This is a genomic window from Pseudomonas sp. W3I7 (assembly GCF_030816095.1).
Classification (GTDB): Bacteria; Pseudomonadota; Gammaproteobacteria; order Pseudomonadales; family Pseudomonadaceae; genus Aquipseudomonas; species Aquipseudomonas salomonii.
Map to the genome: position 1 here is coordinate 5,983,550 of NZ_JAUSXP010000001.1, position 19,243 is coordinate 6,002,792.

Below are 19,243 nucleotides of genomic sequence, written 5' to 3' on the forward strand. Positions count from 1 at the left end.
CTTATGACTGGAAATCGATTATGAAAAAAACACCGCTCTCCCACCCAGTCAAAGCACTGGCGCTGGCCTTCGGCTTGTTCAGCTCGGCCGTCTTTGCCGCCGACGCACCGCTGAAAATCGGCACCACCGCCGCCTTCGCGATTCCCCTCGAAGCCGCCGTCGCTGAAGCTGGCAAGCAAGGCCTGAAAGTCGAGCTGGTGGAGTTCACCGACTGGATCGCGCCCAACGTCAGCCTGGCCGCCGGCGATATCGACGTGAACTACTTCCAGCACATTCCGTTCCTGGAAAACGCCAAGGCCGCCGCCGGTTTTGACCTGGTGCCCTATGCGCCGGGCATCATCAACAACGTCGGGCTGTATTCCAAGAAGTACACAACCATCAACGACCTGCCCCAAGGCGCCAGCGTGGCGATTGCCAACGACCCGATCAACAGCGGTCGCGGCCTGCAATTGCTGGCCAAGGCCGGGCTGATCAGCCTCAAGCCGGGCGTGGGCTACAAGGCCACCGAAGAAGACATCATCGCCAACCCGAAAAAGCTCAAGATCCTGCAAGTCGAGGCCGTGCAACTGGTGCGCGCCTATGACGACGCCGATCTGGTGCAGGGTTACCCGGCGTATATCCGCCTGTCCAAGACCTTCGATGCCGAGTCGGCGCTGTTGTTCGACGGCCTCGACCACCCGGAATACGTGATCCAGTTTGTGATCCAGCCCAAGAGCAAAACCGACCCACGGGTGATCAAGTTCGTCGACATTTACCAGCACTCGCCGGTGGTACGTGCGGCGCTGGATAAATCCCTCGGCAAGCTCTACCAGGTCGGCTGGGAAGATAAAAAATGACCGCCGCCAACGCCCAACTGCGCGACCTGGGCACACCACCCAGGGCCGCCGAGCAGACAGAGCTGCACCCGGACCTGAACCGCGCCCATGTGCGTTTTATCAACCTGGGCAAAACCTATGACGGCGCCGTGCATGCCCTGCAAGGCATTGATCTGGCGATCCAGCACGGTGAAGTGTTCGGCATTATCGGCCGCAGCGGCGCGGGCAAGTCGTCGCTGATCCGCACCATCAACCGCCTGGAGCAACCGAGCAGCGGCCGCGTGCTGATTGATCAGGTGGATATCGGCGAGTTCGACGAAGACCGCCTGGTGGCGCTGCGGCGGCGCATCGGCATGATCTTCCAGCACTTCAACCTGATGTCGGCCAAGACCGTGTGGCAGAACGTCGAACTGCCGCTGAAAGTCGCCGGTGTGCCTAAACCGCAACGTGAGCAAAAGGTGCGGGAACTGTTGGAACTGGTCGGCCTGAAGGACAAGCACACAGCCTACCCGGCGCAACTCTCCGGCGGGCAGAAACAGCGCGTGGGCATCGCCCGTTCGCTGGTGCATGACCCGCAGATTTTGTTGTGCGACGAGGCCACTTCGGCCCTCGACCCGGAAACCACCCAGTCGATCCTCGGCCTGTTGCGCGAGATCAACCAGCGCCTGGGCCTGACCATCGTGTTGATCACCCACGAGATGGCAGTGATTCGCGATATCTGCGACCGCGTGGTGGTATTGGAACACGGGCGCATCGTCGAACAAGGCCCGGTGTGGCAAGTGTTCGGCAACCCGCAGCACGAGGTCAGTAGAACGCTGCTGGCGCCGTTGCAACACGGGCTGCCGGACGAACTGCAAAGTCGCTTGCAGACTGAACCTTCGTCGACGGCGGCGGTGGTGTTGCGGTTGCAATTTACCGGCAGCGCCGCAGACGAACCGGACCTGGCCGCGCTGTTCAGCGCCCTCGGTGGGCGCGTGCGCTTGCTGCAAGGCGGCGTGGAGCGGATTCAGGGGCATGCGCTGGGGCAATTGTTGCTGGCCGTGAATGGCTCGCCGCATAACGCCGAAGCGTTGCGCAACCGCGCCGGGCATTGGGCACAACAGGTGGAGGTGCTGGGCTATGTGGTTTGATCGTTTATTGCAGGGCGCCATCGACACCTTGTTGATGGTTGGCGTGTCATCGCTGATCGCATTGCTGGTGGGGATTCCGCTGGCGGTGTTCCTGGTCACCAGCGACAAGGGTGGCATCTACCAGGCACCGGCGCTGAACCGCGTACTGGGGGCGTTCGTCAATTTGTTCCGCTCGATTCCGTTTCTGATCCTGATGGTCGCACTGATCCCGTTCACCCGGCTTATCGTCGGCACAACCTATGGCGTGTGGGCCGCCGTTGTGCCGCTGACCATCGCCGCCACGCCGTTCTTTGCGCGGATTGCCGAGGTGAGTTTGCGCGAGGTCGATCATGGTTTGATCGAGGCCGCACAGGCCATGGGCTGCCGCCGCTGGCACATTATCTGGCATGTGTTGCTGCCCGAAGCGCTGCCGGGGATTGTCGGTGGTTTTACGATTACCCTGGTGACCATGATCAACTCGTCAGCCATGGCCGGGGCGATTGGTGCTGGCGGTTTGGGGGACATCGCGTATCGGTATGGGTATCAGCGGTTTGATACGCAGATCATGCTCACGGTGATTGTGCTGCTGGTGGTGTTGGTGGCGGTGATTCAGTTGAGTGGGGATCGGTTGGCGCGAGGGCTTAACAAACGCTGATAGCGCTGGCGGCTCCTTTATTGGAGAACAACAGAGCCACCACACCGCCTATCTGAACTGTCAATTCTCACAGGTAGACATGATTTGGAGTTTAAGAGCCTTATTCACCTTACCAAGTGTGCTTTTTCCGCGCACTTATCCAAAAGGGAATACGGCCATGGCTAATGATGAACCCATTGATTTAGATCCACCACCCTATCCGGACGCTTATGTCGTACTTGGTAACAGTAAGAAATACCCCGAAGAGGCAGTTTACGGGGTCGGCCTGGCCCATTTGGTGTTTGGGCTGCGCTTTTTTTTTTTACGATGGACCACAGTCGAAAGCGGCGACTATTTTGCCGTACGCATCCGTGACTTAGAAAACCCAATCCACTTTGATACCGTCCGTGACGAAACACAGAATCGCTACGAGCTGACAATCAAAAAAACTCTGCCAGAGGGTACAAGCGAGTTTTTCGGTCGTGTCGTACGCTCTGCCAGCGGCAACGCAATCCGCTCTATTACGCAAAAGATTCTGATCAAGACCACTGTCCCCGGGGGGGAGGATAACGAGCCCTTTAACAAGTGGCACAGCGGTTTGAGCATGCGAATTGTGAACGCTTCAACTCGTATACCGATTGTAGATGGAAGCCTCCTCAACGATTCGGCTGTTTCAGGTGGATTGATTTTTCTGATAGACAAGTACCTGTACTGCCGCACCAACGACGTAATCGCAATTGAGTACGAGGGCCGTGACCGTCCATTCGAATATGTTGTAAGCCCGGCAGATGAGGCCGGCTCTGGGCCGATCGAAGTGCTGATGGCCGAGAAGGATATCCCCAAGGACCCCGATCAAGATTCGGTGAGCGTGTATTTCTGGGTTAAGGACGTGGTCGGGAACCGCGCAAAGAGTCAATACTGGTTCTCAAAACCCTTCAATCTGACCAATGATCTTGGCGATGAGCTGTTGTCTCAACCGGCTTTTACGAGGCAACCTGCCGGCACAAGTGAAGCTGAGAGCGTAGAAATCGACTTGGTCGACTTGGACACAGACTCCACCGCCAAATTCGCAGTGGAGGCTACGGTTGAGCGTCTAAAAACTGCCCCAAAGCCCCCACGTCAGATCCAGTTCATTCTCGTTTATACCTCGGAAACCGGGGTCAGTACGTCTGAAGAGTTTCCGCTCATTACCGACACGAACCGGGGGCGTGAGAAGCTTGTCATCGATTTCGAAAAGCTCAACAAGCAGGCAGGCCGGTCGTTTCGGGTGTACTTCAAATTGCTCACTCAAGCCGGAGTAAAACGATCAGCAAGTACCTTGGTCAGGGTAGTGGGCCGTCAGATTTGGATGCCCCCTGTGATATCGGCCCAGGCTGAAGAAGGTATTGTTGACCCGACAAAAGTGCTCTCCTCGCAAATACCCGAATATCGCCCCCACGATTCGTCTTGGAGAGAAATCTTCACAATTAAGTTGCTGGAAGCTTCCGGCGGCACCAATACCTATAATGACGCTCAATTTGCTGGCCCGCCCGGTGGTACGCGAAATGTGTCTGTGTTGGAACTGCAGGAGTTTGCCGGTAAAGGCTATGTCGGACTTTCTTACTCCACCGTCGAAGACAGAGAGAATTCAACGGCCATTCGCCACTCTAAGGTATTGATTACTCAAATCGGCACCCGCGACCCCGTGTTGGAAGCGCCAATTGTACAAGGCGTCGTGGACAACAACATTGACCCTAAAAAAATCATAGATTCTGAATTTTTGATGAATATCCCACACGAAGGCACGGCTATCGGGAACGTGCTGAAGTTTGCCGTGATAGGGCGGAGTCAGGCAGCGTCAACTAGCGGTTCCATCACAATTACCAAAGCCAGCGCTGGCAGTGGCTTGCCGTCCCAAGGTATCCCGTTACCTCGCTCTGTTCTGGATCTGAACAACGAAACCATCATCAGCTTTCTCTATAGCGTTATAGACAATTCGGTCAAACCTCCGAAGGTGTTGCGTTCCAAAGTACTTGATGTCAGCGTGGGCAAGGCGTTGAAACTGGACATTCCAAAAGTTATTGAGGCGGGCACGCGTCAAGACCAAATCAATCCAAAGGACGTGCTCAATGGTGCAAACGTCGAAGTGTCGATCAAAAACCTGTGGTACAGCGATCAAGGCACGCTGGTCACTGTCCACTGGCGAGGTCGCTATGGAATCAGCAGCATTGATGTGCCAGTGGTGATCGACCCTGATACTAATAAGGCCAGTGCTTTTATCCCTCCGAATATCATTGCCCTAGGCATTCGCCCATCCCCGAACACATTTTCTGTCAGTTACCATTTCAACTTAGGCCCCTTTGAATATCGCTCCGTCACTCGAGATTTAAAACTACTCGCCATCACAGGGCTACCAACGCCAAGCATCGACGATTTCAAGCCCGGGATATTACCTCTCTACGAACTCAAAGAAGGCGCCCGCTATCTGACTAAAGTGTGGGATTTTTTTGAGGAAAACCAATACGCATGGTTTTCCGGCAAAGGCACCTATTCAGATGGCAGCCCCTATGAAGTCATAATCCGTAACGGCGAACTGGTCAGCGGAGATGGCGCCACTTACGGTATTTCCGCCGACGTACTCGTGGATGAAGTCCGTAAACTGAAGGAAGGCTCGCATTTCACCCTCAGTCTTAGGGTCAGCTATGCGCAAATACCCGACCCGGACACGGCAGTGCCGTTTGAGATTTGTGATTATGTGATCCAGTCCCTGCCAGCCATTCTGCCCGCACCCGCTTTTGCCGGCAGGGTTGGAGCTCAGCTCACCATCGACCCGTTGGCGTACGAAAACACTGCCTCTGTCACCGTTACCTATCCAGGTATGTCTATAGATCCTGCAGCTCAAACCGTTGCTTTGGAGTGGATCAACCAGAACGGTACGGTGAGCACGATTCCGCCGCAAAAAGGCGATGCTTCCGGGAAACTAATCTTCTCTATTTCTGCGCGAATTCTGGCTGATAGTGTGGATAATACCATCACGTTACGCTACACGTCGACGAAAGGAGGGAAAACAACTACATCAGAAGTTCAAACGCTGATCGTTCAAACCATCTCCTTGGCAAAACTACCACGACCAATAATTAATGGAATTGCCAATGGTGGAAAGCTGGACCTTGACAATTATACCCAAAACGCTATTTCTCTTGCCCTGCCCATATGGCCACTGATTTTTGTAGACCAGAAAATAAAAATCACCTTGCACAGTCTCGGGGTGCTTCCGCTCACCGTGCTGGACAACCATGCCCTCACCGCCGCCCAAGCAAAGAGCGGGCTGGCTAACATCCCGATATTAATAACCTGGTTGCAGGCATTGCAGAACAACAGTGCTGTAGAGGTAAATTGCGAAGTGGCATTTGATGGCAAGCCCGACAACCCGCGAAAAGTTAAATTCCCAACAACCTCGTATGCCGCTATCACGACTCAAACATTGGTAAATGATACAACAACTCTGCAAAATTTTTCATTCAACGGCTGGCAACCCGGTACTGCTGTAGCCGACTACAGAGACTTGAGTTTCTCGGCGGCGGGCTTATTGAACTACACTTACACCACCCGATCCGCAGGGCCGGTACTTAGAAAGAGCTTCTATAACATGCGAGTAGGAGCACGCTACTTTTTCGGTATACACATCCGCCGGGAAGATGGCAGGTACTCACTCCCCCTCATCTCTCTATACACCAACCAAGGCATCCTCGTGCCAGCCACCTATATTGGATCGATGGCGTATATTCAATTGGGTGGATATTTTATTGCTAACACCTCAACCATGGAGTTCATGATTTACAGTAATAACGCGGACGGCGTCGGCAACGATTACAGAATGGCGAACCTTGTGGTCGTGCGCCAATAGACCCGAAGTCCCTAATACATTGAGCGGGACATTTTCTTTAAACCGTCCCGCTTTTTTATTAGCCAGCAACTTTATTCCGCTCTCTTGGCAGAAAAATCAGGCACGGAAGACATAGCCTATTTTTACATCAGCGCTACGTGCTGGCGTCCTATACCTATCACGTCATGGCGTATAGTCCTCCTAATTCCCTGCCCTCGAAGCGCCCACCATGAAACTCGCCCCCGACGACCTCAACCAGATCACCACCACCACCCTCAGCCACTACAACAAAGTGGCCGAAGACTTCCGCGAAGGCACCCGCGACCACGATGTGAGCCAGAACATCGACGCCTTGCTGCGGCATATCCAGGGCACGCCCCCGTTTACCGTGTTGGATTTCGGCTGTGGGCCGGGGCGGGATTTGCGCACGTTTACGCGCATGGGGCATATCGCCGTGGGGCTCGATGGCTCAGAGCGCTTTGCGCAGATGGCGCGTGAAGACAGTGGTTGTGAGGTGTTGCAGCAGGACTTCCTGAAGCTGGATTTACCCGCCGCGCGTTTTGATGGGGTATTTGCCAATGCGGTGCTGTTCCATATTCCCAAACAGGAACTGCCACGGGTGCTCAAGCAGCTGCATGGGGCGCTGAAGCCGGGGGGTGTGTTGTTCAGTTCCAACCCTCGGGGTGAAAATCAGGAGGGCTGGAATGGGCCTCGGTACGGGTCTTATCACGACCTGGAGGCGTGGCGGGGTTTGCTGACGGCGGCGGGGTTTGTGGAGTTGGAGCATTACTACCGTCCGGCCGGGTTACCGCGCGAGCAACAGCCTTGGTTGGCGAGTGTGTGGCGCAAGGCGTAGTGGTTTGTTGTTTGATCTGACGCTATCGCAGGCAAGCCAGCTCCCACATTTTGATGTGTGAATACCTTCAAATGTGGGAGCTGGCTTGCCTGCGATGTCGATTTAACCGGCGCTACGGATTTACCTGATACACCACCGGCTCTTCACCCACCACCAACGCCGTCACACTACGCCCCACATACCCCGCTTGCTCCTGCGCAGAAAAATTCACCACCAACCGCGTGCCATCGGCAAAGGTAGTCTGCTGCACCTGTTTGTCCGCCGTCAGCCACCGAAAATCGGTCAACGCCTGAGCCGCCAAACGCTGATGCAACGGCCTGAAAAAACCGTCCTGACGCTGAATCACTGGCAGCCGCTGCGCAAAGGTCGCATCCGTGAGGTGATACAGCGGCGGCACGTTGTAGAGCAGTTGGGTCAGCTCGTTCTCGACCCGCACATTGCTCAGCTTCAGGTTGTCGAACAGCCAATGGTGAGTAGTGATCACCGAACCGTGGAACACCGCCTGGTACAGCGGCAGGCGCATGGTCGGGTCGAAGTACAGTGTGCGAAACGGCTCTTTTAACGGCACAGGCTTGAAGAACACTGCCGGCTGCTCCGGCGGGTACCAATTGCCGACGTAATAGGGCGATTGCTTGTCCTGGGTCATCTGCCGATCGCCCCAGCCGATCACCGGTGTTTGCATGCCGTGGGCGAACAGAGTGCCTTGGGCGGTGCTGGCATTGCCATCTTCGGAACCCGCCGGCAGTTTGAGTACCGTGTTGATCCAACGGGAGGCGTCGATATTGCCTTCGGCGTTCTGCGCCTGACTCATGGGCGCACTGTCACGGTAGCTGTCGAACACCATGCCGGTGGCGTAGGCATCCAGGAACCAGGCGTTAAAACCGGCCCTGGCCTGCACCGCCTTCACCCGTGCTTCCAGCAAAGGCCGTATACAGCGCGGATCGATGTAGTGGCCCGATTGCTGGAAGCCGGTTTTCAGCTTGCCGTCCTTGAGCACAATTGCGCAGTCGCGGTAGGCCTTGGCGCCCAGGTGCGCGGTGGTCCAGTCCGGGTTTTCGCTGGCGGACAAGGCAGTTTCATAGGAGTCGTAGGGCGCCATCAGGTAACCGGCTTCGACACCGGCGCGAATCGCTTCGGGATGCCACAGGCCGCCTTCCCAGCCTTCGCCCAGGGTCAGCAACAGGCGCGGCAGCCCGGCGTCGCGCAGGGCTTTAATCGTCTGGTTGCCCCAGGTCTCGGGGGTATCGGTCAAGGCCCCGGCAAAGTCCTTGGCCAGCTCGCTGCGCAGCTCACCATAGCGGGCGGCGAGTCGGGTCATGTCCGGGTCTTCGACTTGCCAAGCCTGCCGCGCTTGCTGATTGATCGCCGCATTCAGGCCCCGCAGCAAAACGCCTTGCTCATAACGGTTCAAAGCCTTGGCCTGCGCCAGAACCTGAGTCGCCTGTTTGTCCATCAACCCCTTGAGTGCATGACCGCGCAAGCGTTTGACCAGCAGCGGCCAATCACGCACATCAGCGGGGGCCAGCAGGCTGTTGCCCCACAGGTAGACGTGGCTGGCGCCCAGCAGTTTTTTAGCTTCGGGGGTTTGTTGCAACTTGTCCGCCAGCGGCTCGTAGCGGCCCTGCTCCACCAGCCATTGGCGATAGCGCTTGGCACCGGCCAATGGGTCGGCGTCGCCCAAGTGCAAGCGCAAGGTCATCGGCGCCGTGGAATCAAGACGGGTAAATTCGTGCGCCACCGAGAGTGCCAGGCCCTTGCCGTCGGCCTGCCAGTTCAACTGATTGTTGTAGGGGTTGGTCAGCAACCAGTTCAATGTGAAGCGGCCGTGATCCATGCCCCATAACGGCAGGCTGAGGTCCTGAGTGGTATTGAGTTCGCCCTGCTCCAGCAAAAACGCTTTCCACACGGCGTTACCGGCCGGTATGTAATGCCCTTCGGCCAAGGGCCAGATCAATCCCTTGCCCATGGCCGCCGCAGGTTGGCGCAGCAGCGGCAACTCACCCGGCTCGCGGGCGCTGAGGGTCAGGGACAGGTCGCGCTGCTCAAGGCGGGCCGTCAGGCGATAAGCGCCGTTGTCCCACTGCCAGGCAGCCTGCTCGGCACCCGCTTGCATATCACTGACAGCATGGGCAGCCACACCGCTGGACGCCTGCACCGAGGCCTCGCCTGCAGGCGTAACACGCAGCGCGAGCGTGGCGGGGTCGAGTTCGACACGCCACAGGGCGTTTTCCAACACGGTGCCGGCTAATGCCAGTGGAGATAACAACAGGCTGACAACCAGCAAAAAATGACGCATGGCACGGGCCTTCCAGACAAGATCAGGCCCGGAGGGTAAAGCACATAAGCCTCAGCAAGTGTTCGAAAAGTGTTTCAAAGAACCTTCCCACATCCTTGCAGGAAGGCTCCGATGGTCAGGCCTGTTCTTTTTTCGGCTCGCGAATCTTGTACCAAGCCACATACAACGCCGGCAAAAACAGCAGCGTCAGCAAGGTCGCAATGATGATCCCGCCAATCATCGCGTAGGCCATCGGCCCCCAGAACACTTCCCGCGCAATCGGGATCATGCCCAGGCTGGCCGCCGCTGCGGTGAGCAGGATCGGTCGGCGCCGGTGCTCGGTGGCCTCCACCACCGCGTCCCACGGTGTGTAACCGGCCACTTCATATTCGTGGATCTGCGTCACCAGAATCACCGAGTTGCGGATGATGATGCCGATCAGCGCCAGAATGCCGAGGATCGCCACAAAGCCCATGGGCGTGCCGGTGGGAATCAGCGCCAGCACCACGCCGATAAGGCCCAGCGGCGCGACACTGGCCACCAGGAACATCTTCTGCACGCTGTGCAGCTGGATCATCAGGAAGGTCGCCATCAGGAACAGCATCAGCGGCACCACCTTGGCAATCGGGCCTTGGGCCTTGCCGCTTTCTTCGACGGTGCCACCGGTGGCCACCTTGTAACCCACCGGCAACCCGGCGCTGAATTTGTCGATGGTCGGCGCCAGCTGCTTCACCAGGTCCGTGGGCTGCATCTCGTCACGCACCGAGGCCTTGATGGTGATCGTCGGCTTGCGGTCGCGACGCCATACCAGCGGCTGCTCCAGCTCATAACGCACGGTGGCGAAGGCCAGCAGCGGAATCGAGGTGCCATTGGGTGTGACGATCTGCAGGTTCTGCAAGGTTTCCGGGGTGCCACGCTCGGCATCTTCGGCGCGGCCGACCACGTTGATCAGGTAGATATCATCGTGTACCTGGGTCACCGAGGCGCCGCTGACCACGCTGTTCATCAACTGCGCCACGTCTTCCGACGACAACCCGAGTTGGCGTGCCTTGTCCTGGGCAATGTCCACGCGCAGCACTTTGCCGGGCTCGTTCCAGTCGTAGATGATCTCGCCCAGGTGGGTGTTCTGGTCCAGCAAGGTCGCCAGTTCGATAGCGTGTTTGCGCACCTGATCGATATCCTTGCCCGACACGCGATACTGAATCGGCCGCCCCACCGGCGGGCCCATTTCCAGCGGCTGCACATAACTGCCGATGCCGACAAAATCATCGCGCAGGCGCTTTTGCAGGCGCGCAATCAAGGCGCCGCGCTCTTCCAGGCCTTTGCTCACGATAACCAGCTGCGCGTAGTAGGGGTTTTCCAGTTGCTGGTCGAGGGGCAGGTAGAAACGAATCGCGCCCTGGCCAATGTAGGTGCTCCAACGCGCGATGTCCGGGTCGTCCTTGATGATCGCTTCAAGGCGGTCGACGGCCTTGCGCGTTTCATTGATCGAGGCGTTTTGCGGCAGGTTGAGGTCGACGAGGATTTCCGGGCGGTCCGAGGACGGGAAAAACTGGTTCTGCACAAACTGCATGGAGAACACCGAGGCCACAAACAGGCCCACGGTAATGCCGATGGCCCACCAGCGGTTGCGCATGGCCCAGAGCATACCGCCATTGAAGGCGCGGCCGATGCGCCCAGGTTCGGCGTCATGCGGTTTCACGTTGGCGCTGAGGATATGCACGCCGATCACCGGCGCAAACAGCACCGCCACCACCCACGACACCAACATCGCCACGGCAATCACCGCGAACAGCGTAAAGGTGTACTCACCCGCCGAACTGGCGTTGAGGCCAATCGGCACAAAGCCGGCCACGGTCACCAGCGTACCGGTAAGCATCGGAAAGGCTGTGGAGGTGTAGGCGTAGGTCGCCGCCTGCTCCTTGGTTTCGCCTTTTTCCAGGCGCGTGATCATCATCTCCACGGTGATCATCGCGTCGTCCACCAACAGGCCGAGGGCAATAATCAAGGCGCCCAATGACACGCGCTGCATGGTGATGCCGCTGTATTCCATGAACACGAACACCAGCGCCAGCACCAGTGGAATCGAGCACGCCACCACCAACCCGGCACGCATGCCGAGGCTGATGAAGCTCACCACCAACACGATGATCACCGCTTCAAACAAGGCGCTGGTAAAGCCGCCGACGGCTTCTTCCACCACTTCTGCCTGGTCGGAAACCTTATGCACGCCAACGCCTACCGGCAAGTCGGCGGTCAGTTCATCCATGCGCGTGTGCAACGCCTTGCCGAACGACTGGATATTGCCGCCCTTCTGCATGGCAATGGCCAAGCCAATCGCCGGCTTGCCATTGAAGCGGAACATCGGCCGCGCCGGGTCGACGTAACCACGGCTGATATCGGCAATGTCCGCCAGCCGATAGAAGCGGTCATTGAGCCGCAGGTTGACGTTGGCCAGGTCTTTTTCCGAGGCGAACTGCCCGGACGTGCGCACCGAAATCCGCTCCGGCCCGGCCTCGATCACCCCGGCGGGGGTCACGGCGTTCTGTGATTGCAGGCTTTGCACCACTTGCCGTTGATCGATGCCCAACGCGGCGAGTTTGCGTGTGGAGAAGTTCAGGTAAATCACTTCATCCTGCTGGCCGATCATCTCAACCTTGCCCAGCCCCGGCACCGAACGGATCTCGGCGCGCACCTGTTCGACATAATCGCGCAGTTGGCGCATCGACAGGCCGTCGCCGGTAAAGGCGTAGACCGAGCCGAACACGTCACCGAACTCATCGTTGAACGACGGCCCCTGCAAACCCTGGGGGAAGGTGCCGCGAATATCGTCGATCTTCTTGCGCACCTGGTACCAGATCTCCGGGATGGCCTTGGCGCTGGTGGTGTCCTTGAGGAATACGAATACCGTGGACTCACCCGGCCGCGTGTAGCTTTTCACGTAGTCGAGGGAGTCGAGTTCTTCGAGTTTTTTCTCGATGCGGTCGGTGACTTGCTTGAGGGTTTCTTCCTGGGTCGCGCCCGGCCAGCGGGTCTGGATCACCATGGTCTTGATGGTGAACGACGGATCTTCCTCGCGGCCCAGGTTCATGTAGGAGAACACGCCCATCAGCAGCGCGACGAACATCAGGTACCAGACGAAGGACTGATGCTTGAGGGCCCAGTCGGATAAGTTGAAGCTCCCTTTCATCGCGGGCTGTCCTCGTCGATTTTGACTTTTTGCCCGGGTTTCAGGCTGTTCACGCCAGCGGTGACGATGCGTTCGCCGGGTTTGACACCGCCGTTGAGCAAGGCGCTGCTGGCATCACGGCTGATCACCGTGACGTCACGTGGCTGCACGGTCTGGCTTTGGCTGTCGAGCAGCCAGATGCGGGTTTTACCGTCGGCTTCCTGCAAGGCTGTCAGCGGCACTTCGATACGCGGTGCAATGGCCGTGCTCAGGGTCACACTGATGGCGGTGCCGAGGCGGAACGCAGGTGGCGTTTCGGCCAGGGTCAGGCGCGCGCGGCGGGTGCGCGTGGCGCTTTGGGCCTGGGGTTCGATCTCGCGCACGATGGCAGTGGTATTGACGCTGGGGTCGAGCTGCCCGGCGACCAGGAACACCACGTCCGGCGGCAGGCGCTCGGCGAGCCCGGCGGGCAGGTCGATCACCGCTTCCTTGATGTCCGGACGCGCCAGGGTCACCACTTGCTGGCCGGCGCTGACCACTTGGCCGGCCTCGGCATTCCAGGCGGTGACGACACCGGCGTGGTCGGTACGCAGTTCGGCGTAGTTGAGTTGGTCCTTGGCCTGGTTGACCGAGGCTTTGGCTTGATCAAGAGTCGCCTGGGTAGTTTTCAGGTCGGTCTGGGCCACATCCAGCTGGGCTTGGGCACCGACGCCGCGATTGAACAGTTCCTGCTGGCGCCGGGCGTTGGCCTGGGCATTGATGAACTGCGCCTGCACGCGGGCCAGGTCGCCTTGGGCGGCGCGCAACTGGTTTTGCTGGTCGGTGGGGTCAAGCACGGCGAGCAAGGCGCCCTTCTCCACTTCGGCGCCGACATCCACGGCGCGGCGGGCAATACGGCCGGGCACGCGGAAACCCAGGTTGCTTTCGTAGCGGGCCTGGATGGTGCCGGCGAAACGGCCGAGGTTTTCCTGATCTTCAGATTTCACTTCCATGGACAGCACCGGGCGCACGGGCTCGGGCGGCGTTTCCTCTTTGGAGCAGGCGACCAGCAACAGGCTGGCGGCAAGCAAAGCCGTCAGGCGCTTCATGGCTGGACTCCTTGCTGGGCGATCTCGACCAGCATGCCGGGGTGCAGCAATTGCCCACCAGCCACCACGACTTTTTCGCCGCCTTTAAGGCCGTCGCCAATAATCACTTTGCCGGTCAGGTAGCGCGCTACCGTGACTTTGTGCAGTTGCGCCTTGCCGTCGCCGTCAATCAGCCACACGGCGGGTTCGTTGAGGTCTTTGGTCAGCGCCGACCACGGCAGCTCCACACTGGCCTTGGCCGGGCCATTGGCCGTGGCGCTGACCACCGAGCCCAGCTGCATGCCTTTGGGCAGCGATTGCAAGGCGATTTTGACTTGCACGGTGCCGGTATTGGCCGCCACGGCGGGCGTGACTTCACGCACTTTACCCACGGCCTTGATGCTCGGGTTATCCAGCAGGCTCACGGTGATCGGTGCATCGGGCGGCGGCTCCACCAGCAAGGATTCATAGACATTGAACACCGCATCGCGCTCGCCATCGGTGGCCAGGCTGAAAATCGGCACGGTGGCCTGCACCACCTGGCCGACTTCAGCCTGGCGCGCCGTGATCACGCCTGGGGCATCAGCGACCAGCGAGGTGTAGCCGAGTTGTTCGCGGGCATTGGCCAACTGCGCCTGGGCAGCGGCCAGGGCACTTTGGCTGCTGCGCAGCGCAGCTTGAGCGGCGTCGTATTCGCTGCGGCTGGTGTAGCCCTTGGGCAAGAGCTTTTCCTGGCGCACAAAGGCCGCTGCGGTCTGCTTGACCCGCGCCTGCTCGGCCACGACCTGGGCCTGGGCGGAATCGACGTTGGTCTGCAAATCCTTGGGGTCGAGCTTGGCCAGCACTTGCCTGGCGGTTACGCGGTCGCCCACGTCGACCATACGCTGGATGATCTTGCCGCCCACGCGAAAGGACAAGTCGGTTTGCACGCGAGCCTGGATATCGCCGGTCAGGGTCACGGCGGCGGCGAAATCCGCGGGCTGCACGGTCTGCACAAACACCCGCGAATGCTCCTTGGGTTCGGCCTTTTCCTGGCCACAACCGCTCAGCAGCGTCAGCAGGCCAAGTCCGAAAATACAGGTGTAAATACGACCGCCCATGCAGGCTCCTTTTGCGTGACGCGATGTGACAGTGAGTATGCGACTGTGAGCTTAGATCAGGGTTCCTTATCTGCATGGAGCATCCCATACTCCAAGGGTTCCCACGCCGACTAAAACACATGCTCAAAACCCTCGCGGTGGCCAACTACCGCTCGATCAATAAACTGGTGGTGCCGCTGGCCCGCTTGAACCTGGTTACCGGCCCCAATGGCAGCGGCAAGTCCAACCTGTACCGCGCTTTGCGCTTGCTGGCCGAAACCGCCCAAGGCGGGGTGATCAATGCCCTGGCGCGTGAAGGCGGGCTGGATTCGACCTTCTGGGCCGGGCCCGAGAATGTCAGCCGACGCATGCGCAATGGCGAGGTGGCCGTTGAGCCGACGGTGCGCCAGGGCGTCAAACGCCTGCGCCTGGGGTTTGCCGCCGAGGACTTCAGCTACGCGATCTCCCTTGGGTTGCCGGAAAAGACTCTTTCCGCGTTCCAACTGGACCCGGAGGTAAAGAAAGAGTGCATCTGGGCAGGTCACCTGTACCGCCCGGCCAGTTTGCTGGTGCAGCGCTCCGGGCCGATGGTGCGCGCCCGCGATGGCCGCGCTTGGGATGTACTGGCCCAGCACACGCCCAACTACCACAGCCTGTTCGATCAGGTCGGCAGCCTGCGCGGCTCGCCGGAGGTGTTGCTGCTGCGCGAAAGCATTCGTGGCTGGCGTTTTTATGATCATTTTCGCAGCGATGTGGATGCCCCTGTGCGCCAGCCGCAACTGGGCACGCGCACGCCAGTGTTGCATCACGACGGCCGCGATTTGGCGGCGGCATTGCAGACCATCCGCGAAATCGGCGACCCCGAGGCGTTGCAGCGCGCCGTCAGTGACGCGTTCCCCGGTGCACGGCTGAACATCGAGCCGTTGCAAGGTGGGCGTTTTGCGATTGAGTTTTATCAGGAAGGTTTGCTGCGGCCGTTGTCGGCAGCGGAATTGTCAGACGGCACCTTGCGCTACCTGCTGCTGATCGCGGCGCTGCTGACGCCACGGCCGCCGACCATGATGGTGCTGAACGAGCCGGAAACCAGCCTGCACCCGGATTTATTGCCGGCGCTGGCGCGCTTGATTATCCAGGCCTCGACGCAGTGCCAGGTGTGGGTGGTGTCGCATGCCAGCCGCTTGATTGCGGCGTTGCAGCAGGATGAAGACTGCAATTCGATCGTGCTGGAGAAGGTGCTGGGGCAGACTCAGATTGTGGGCCAGGGGATTCTGGATGCGCCGGCTTGGCATTGGCCGGAATAAGGGATGACTGGGCCGGCCTCATCGCGGGCAAGCCCGCTCCCACATTTTGATGTGCGAACACACGCAAAGGTGGGAGCTGGCTTGCCTGCGATAGCGGTAGAACAGTCAGCACATAATCAGCCCTGCCACTTACCGCCTTCAACAATCACACTCTCAGGCTTGGTGTCATCGCTCAGTTCTTTACGCACATACTGGTCATACAGCTTGAGCAAAAACTTCTCCTCGCCCAACTTCGCCAGCTCCGCATTCACCCAGTCACGCAATTCGATATTGCCCTTCTTCACCGCCGGTGCAATCGGTGCTTCATCGCCGAGTTTCTCTTCCAGCACGCGGTAGCCAGGGTTCTGCTTGGCCCAGCTGAACAGCACCAGGTTGTCTTGCGCGTAGGCATCGCCACGCCCGGCCGACAGGGCTTGCAGTGACTCGGAGTTTTTCTCGAACTTGAGCAGTTTCCAGTCCGGGTGGTTTTTGGTCAGCCAGATATCGGCAGTGGTGCCGGTGGTGACGATGGTGGTGCGGGTCGCCAGGTCATCCAGGCTTTTCACCGCGCTGTCATTTGGCACCAGCGCCTGTACCGCCACTTTGAGGTTGGGGTTGGTAAAGTCCACCGCTTCCTTGCGCTCCGGCGTCACGGTCATGTTGGCGAGGATCAGGTCGACCTTGTCGCTTTGCAGGAACGGAATACGGCTGGCCGGCTCGACAGCTACGAACTCAACCTTGTTTTCATCGCCCAGCAGGTCCTTGGCGAATTGGCGGCCGATGTCGGTATCAAACCCCACATAGCGGCCCGCTTCGTTGACGAAACCGAACGGGGGTTTGTCGGTAAATACGCCGACAATCAGCTTGTCCCGCGCTTTGATCTTGTCGATGTAGCTGGCAGCAGCGACGGGTTTGGCAGGCTCTTCGGCCTTTTTATCGCAGCCGGCCAGTAAGGCGACGGCAAACAGTGGCAGCAGTAGTTTTTTCATATCAGCTCCAATTCCTTGGTTTTCTTGGGCAGTGTTGAAACAAAGGAGAACTTCTCGAGGAACTGCTGCGCGCGTGCGGTTTGCGGGTTCGTAAAGAATGCCTCGGGTGTGTTGTGTTCGAGAATGCGACCGGCCTCCATGAACACCACGCGGTCAGCGACGGCGCGGGCGAAGGCCATTTCGTGGGTGACGATCAACAGGGTCATGCCATCGCGGGCCAGGCCCTGGATCACTTCCAGCACTTCCTTGACCATCTCCGGGTCGAGGGCGGCGGTGACTTCATCAAACAGCATGACTTGAGGGTTCATGCACAACGAACGGACGATGGCGATGCGTTGCTGCTGGCCGCCGGACAGCTGGCGCGGGAAGGCATCGCGCTTGTCGGCGAGCCCCACGCGCGCCAGCAGTTTCTCTGCTTGCTCACGGGCTTCACGCGGGTCGCGTTTTTGCACTTTCAGCGGGCCGAGCAAGATGTTGTCGAGCACGCTCATGTGCGGGAACAGGTGGTAGCTCTGAAACACCATGCCTACGTCCTGGCGCACCTGGCGCCAGTCTGTGTTTTTGTCCAATAGCTCCTTGCCGGCAAACCGCAGGCTGCCGCTGTGGGCGACTTCCAGCCCATTGAGGCAGCGCAGCAAGGTGCTTTTGCCGCAGCCGCTGGGGCCGAGGATCACCACCACTTCGCCGCTCTGCACGCTCAGATCGATACCCTTGAGCACCTGCGCCTCGCCGAAAAACTTGTTGAAACCCTGGAACTCGATCAATGCGCTCATGCCTGGCCCCAGCGCCGTTCCAGCACCTTGGAGGCGGCCGACAACGGATAGCAGATAAAGAAGAAAAACAGAAACAGCACGCCGTAGATCAGCACAGACTCGTAGGTGCGCTCGATGATTTGCTGGCCGACCTTGATCACATCCACCACGCCGATCAGCACCGCCAGGGAGCTGGTCTTGATGATGCGCGTGTAGACGTTGATGGTCGGCGGCGTCATACGTTTCAGGGCCTGGGGCAGCAATACGTAGCCGTACAGTTGCGGGTCGGATAAACCTATCGACAACCCCGCCTCGCGCTGGCCTCGTGGCAGCGAATGCAGCGCGCCACGCACCACCTCGCCCACCTCGCTGGCGCCCCATAGCGACAGCACCAGCACCGCGCACCAGAAGTTTGGAATGCTCAGGCCAAAGAAAATCGGCAGCCCGAAAAACAGCAGGTACAACCACACCAGCACCGGGATCGCGCGAAACAGCTCCAGGTACACCCGTAGCACCGCGTTGATCACCTTGTTATTCAAGGTGCGCAACACGCCATACAACAACGCCGCCGACGGTGCTGAAGGCGATGCTCAAAAAAGAAATCGACAGGGTTTGCGCCGCGCCCTTGCCCAGTTGCGGCAACGACACCCACAACAACTCAAGACCCGAACTGGCCATGCTGGAGCCTCCTTTCCAGGCGGCTGAGCAACAGCGACAGCGGCAAGAACAGCAGCACGCAAATCAGCGTCAACACGGCGAGCATTTCGTAGGTCTTGTAGTAGAGCGCGATGTAGCTCTTGGTGGTGTAGAGAATCTCCGGCACCGCCACGGCGGATACCACGGTGGTCTCTTTGAGCAAAAAGATGAAATTGGCGAACAGCGCCGGCAGGCTGAGGATGCCGGCCTGGGGCAGGATCACATGGCGCAGCAGTTGCCAGTCGGACAGGCCGATGGATTTACCCGACTCGATCTGCGCCAGTGGCACCGCTTCCACACCGGCGCGCAGCACTTCGGTGAGGTAGGCGCCGCCGAGGAAGGTCATGGTGATGATCGCCGCCCAGAACCCGGAGATATTGAAACCCAGGGCCGGCAGTGCGAAGTACACGAAGAACAGTTGGATCAGCAGCGGCGTGTTACGCGCCAGCTCCACATACAGCGCCACCAGGCGTGACAGGTAGGGCGTGCGAAACACCAGCAGCGCCGCGTTGATCACCGCCACCAGCAACGAGGTGGCAATGGCGATCAAGCCCACTTGCAGTGTGACCCCCACGGCTTTTAGAAACGCCGGCAAGGTGCTGAGGATAAAAGCAAAATCGAAGGTCATCTTGAGTCCATGACGCCGCAGGGGTAATG

The 19,243-nt window shown here is 59.0% G+C and carries 13 protein-coding genes and 1 pseudogene; 6 read left to right on the top strand and 8 right to left on the bottom strand.

Going from position 1 to position 19,243, the window contains the following annotated elements:
* Positions 1 to 20 precede the first annotated feature (20 nt).
* The 5 genes from QF043_RS27505 to QF043_RS27525 all read left to right on the top strand — a co-directional run bounded on the left by QF043_RS27505 (position 21) and on the right by QF043_RS27525 (position 7,279).
* A complete protein-coding gene (locus QF043_RS27505) occupies positions 21 to 836 on the top strand; it encodes a MetQ/NlpA family ABC transporter substrate-binding protein (protein WP_307420894.1) in 816 nt (271 codons plus the stop codon).
* Positions 833 to 1,945 (top strand): methionine ABC transporter ATP-binding protein, encoded by a 1,113-nt coding sequence (locus tag QF043_RS27510; protein WP_307420895.1) that lies wholly within the window; start codon positions 833 to 835, stop codon positions 1,943 to 1,945. The genes QF043_RS27505 and QF043_RS27510 overlap by 4 nt, the downstream gene beginning before the upstream one ends.
* On the top strand, positions 1,935 to 2,579 hold the full coding sequence (locus QF043_RS27515) for a methionine ABC transporter permease (protein WP_307420896.1): 645 nt from the start codon (positions 1,935 to 1,937) through the stop codon (positions 2,577 to 2,579). The genes QF043_RS27510 and QF043_RS27515 overlap by 11 nt, the downstream gene beginning before the upstream one ends.
* Positions 2,580 to 2,736: 157 nt before the next feature.
* A complete protein-coding gene (locus QF043_RS27520) occupies positions 2,737 to 6,444 on the top strand; it encodes a hypothetical protein (RefSeq protein ID WP_307420897.1) in 3,708 nt (1,235 codons plus the stop codon).
* 208 nt (positions 6,445 to 6,652) lie between these two features.
* Complete coding sequence (locus QF043_RS27525) at positions 6,653 to 7,279, top strand: bifunctional 2-polyprenyl-6-hydroxyphenol methylase/3-demethylubiquinol 3-O-methyltransferase UbiG (RefSeq protein ID WP_307420898.1); 627 nt, start codon at positions 6,653 to 6,655, stop codon at positions 7,277 to 7,279.
* A 112-nt stretch (positions 7,280 to 7,391) separates the two neighbouring features.
* Here QF043_RS27525 and QF043_RS27530 read toward each other — a convergent pair whose 3' ends face one another.
* From QF043_RS27530 to QF043_RS27545, 4 genes are all read right to left on the bottom strand, one after another.
* Positions 7,392 to 9,575: a glycoside hydrolase gene (locus QF043_RS27530; protein ID WP_307420899.1), complete on the bottom strand. Its 2,184-nt coding sequence runs from the start codon at positions 9,573 to 9,575 to the stop codon at positions 7,392 to 7,394.
* Positions 9,576 to 9,690: 115 nt separating this feature from the next.
* Positions 9,691 to 12,744, bottom strand: coding sequence for an efflux RND transporter permease subunit (locus QF043_RS27535; protein ID WP_065930866.1), 3,054 nt, complete (start codon positions 12,742 to 12,744; stop codon positions 9,691 to 9,693).
* On the bottom strand, positions 12,741 to 13,811 hold the full coding sequence (locus QF043_RS27540) for an efflux RND transporter periplasmic adaptor subunit (protein ID WP_307420901.1): 1,071 nt from the start codon (positions 13,809 to 13,811) through the stop codon (positions 12,741 to 12,743). The genes QF043_RS27535 and QF043_RS27540 overlap by 4 nt, the downstream gene beginning before the upstream one ends.
* Entirely contained in the window at positions 13,808 to 14,890 is a 1,083-nt protein-coding gene (locus QF043_RS27545; RefSeq protein WP_305457026.1) for an efflux RND transporter periplasmic adaptor subunit, read from the bottom strand. The genes QF043_RS27540 and QF043_RS27545 overlap by 4 nt, the downstream gene beginning before the upstream one ends.
* Positions 14,891 to 15,009: 119 nt before the next feature.
* Between QF043_RS27545 and QF043_RS27550 the strand changes: the two genes are divergently transcribed.
* Complete coding sequence (locus QF043_RS27550; protein WP_307420902.1) at positions 15,010 to 16,170, top strand: AAA family ATPase; 1,161 nt, start codon at positions 15,010 to 15,012, stop codon at positions 16,168 to 16,170.
* A 116-nt stretch (positions 16,171 to 16,286) separates the two neighbouring features.
* Here the strand turns inward: QF043_RS27550 and QF043_RS27555 are convergent, their stop codons facing one another.
* The 4 genes and pseudogenes from QF043_RS27555 to QF043_RS27570 all read right to left on the bottom strand — a co-directional run bounded on the left by QF043_RS27555 (position 16,287) and on the right by QF043_RS27570 (position 19,214).
* Positions 16,287 to 17,138: a transporter substrate-binding domain-containing protein gene (locus QF043_RS27555; RefSeq protein WP_056858162.1), complete on the bottom strand. Its 852-nt coding sequence runs from the start codon at positions 17,136 to 17,138 to the stop codon at positions 16,287 to 16,289.
* Positions 17,135 to 17,911: an amino acid ABC transporter ATP-binding protein gene (locus QF043_RS27560; protein WP_056858161.1), complete on the bottom strand. Its 777-nt coding sequence runs from the start codon at positions 17,909 to 17,911 to the stop codon at positions 17,135 to 17,137. The genes QF043_RS27555 and QF043_RS27560 overlap by 4 nt, the downstream gene beginning before the upstream one ends.
* Positions 17,908 to 18,568: pseudogene (locus QF043_RS27565) on the bottom strand (amino acid ABC transporter permease). The gene QF043_RS27560 and the pseudogene QF043_RS27565 overlap by 4 nt, the downstream one beginning before the upstream one ends.
* Entirely contained in the window at positions 18,549 to 19,214 is a 666-nt protein-coding gene (locus QF043_RS27570) for an amino acid ABC transporter permease (RefSeq protein WP_058422589.1), read from the bottom strand. Before QF043_RS27570 ends, QF043_RS27565 begins: the two are co-directional and overlap by 20 nt.
* Positions 19,215 to 19,243: the final 29 nt, after the last annotated feature.

Coding starts and splice junctions, on each gene's coding strand:
- QF043_RS27550 (WP_307420902.1), top strand. CDS start 15,010: ATGCTCAAAACCCTCGCGGTGGCCAACTACCGCTCGATCAATAAACTG.
- QF043_RS27570 (WP_058422589.1), bottom strand. CDS start 19,214: ATGACCTTCGATTTTGCTTTTATCCTCAGCACCTTGCCGGCGTTTCTA.
- QF043_RS27545 (WP_305457026.1), bottom strand. CDS start 14,890: ATGGGCGGTCGTATTTACACCTGTATTTTCGGACTTGGCCTGCTGACG.
- QF043_RS27510 (WP_307420895.1), top strand. CDS start 833: ATGACCGCCGCCAACGCCCAACTGCGCGACCTGGGCACACCACCCAGG.
- QF043_RS27555 (WP_056858162.1), bottom strand. CDS start 17,138: ATGAAAAAACTACTGCTGCCACTGTTTGCCGTCGCCTTACTGGCCGGC.
- QF043_RS27540 (WP_307420901.1), bottom strand. CDS start 13,811: ATGAAGCGCCTGACGGCTTTGCTTGCCGCCAGCCTGTTGCTGGTCGCC.
- QF043_RS27535 (WP_065930866.1), bottom strand. CDS start 12,744: ATGAAAGGGAGCTTCAACTTATCCGACTGGGCCCTCAAGCATCAGTCC.
- QF043_RS27520 (WP_307420897.1), top strand. CDS start 2,737: ATGGCTAATGATGAACCCATTGATTTAGATCCACCACCCTATCCGGAC.
- QF043_RS27505 (WP_307420894.1), top strand. CDS start 21: ATGAAAAAAACACCGCTCTCCCACCCAGTCAAAGCACTGGCGCTGGCC.
- QF043_RS27515 (WP_307420896.1), top strand. CDS start 1,935: ATGTGGTTTGATCGTTTATTGCAGGGCGCCATCGACACCTTGTTGATG.
- QF043_RS27525 (WP_307420898.1), top strand. CDS start 6,653: ATGAAACTCGCCCCCGACGACCTCAACCAGATCACCACCACCACCCTC.
- QF043_RS27530 (WP_307420899.1), bottom strand. CDS start 9,575: ATGCGTCATTTTTTGCTGGTTGTCAGCCTGTTGTTATCTCCACTGGCA.
- QF043_RS27560 (WP_056858161.1), bottom strand. CDS start 17,911: ATGAGCGCATTGATCGAGTTCCAGGGTTTCAACAAGTTTTTCGGCGAG.